Raw genomic sequence first — 417 nt, 5'->3', positions numbered from 1 at the left:
ACCCATCTGGGCATGTCGCGGTCCAGTCTCTACCGCAAGCTCAAGACCTACGGCATCACCGTCTAGCGCAACTCAACTGTCCAAAGATGGGACACGGCAACAACTCTCTGTCCCGTTAAAGTCGGACTGCAGGGACGCCTGATCCTGTACCGCCATCGAACTGAGGAGAGCCAGTGACAATGATGCCCGCACCCCGGGTCGGCGTGATCGGCGTTGCGCATAGCCGGTTCGGCAGACTCGAGAACGAAACGGTCGCGAGCCTGGTCGGCATGGTGACCGTGGGCGCGATCAAGGATGCCGGGATCGAGCCCGGCGAGGTCGACGAGGTGTTCGTCTCACAGTTCAACAGCGGGCTGACGCCGTTCGCCTTCCCGTCGTCGCTGCCGATCAGCGCAGAGCCCGCCCTGTGGGGTATCC

General features: G+C 62.8%; 2 protein-coding genes. Both read left to right on the top strand.

The annotated features are described in order from the left end of the window. Positions 1-66, top strand: a 66-nt coding sequence (locus RNB18_RS54045; RefSeq protein WP_394817819.1) for a helix-turn-helix domain-containing protein, incomplete at its 5' end; no start/stop codon positions are given. 113 nt (positions 67-179) lie between these two features. Further along, positions 180-417, top strand: a 238-nt coding sequence (locus tag RNB18_RS52785) for a hypothetical protein (RefSeq protein WP_311721150.1), incomplete at its 3' end; no start/stop codon positions are given.

The organism is Streptomyces doebereineriae (genome assembly GCF_031845645.1).
Classification (GTDB): domain Bacteria; phylum Actinomycetota; class Actinomycetes; order Streptomycetales; family Streptomycetaceae; genus Streptomyces; species Streptomyces canus.
This window is presented reverse-complemented; position numbering and strand designations above follow the sequence as displayed.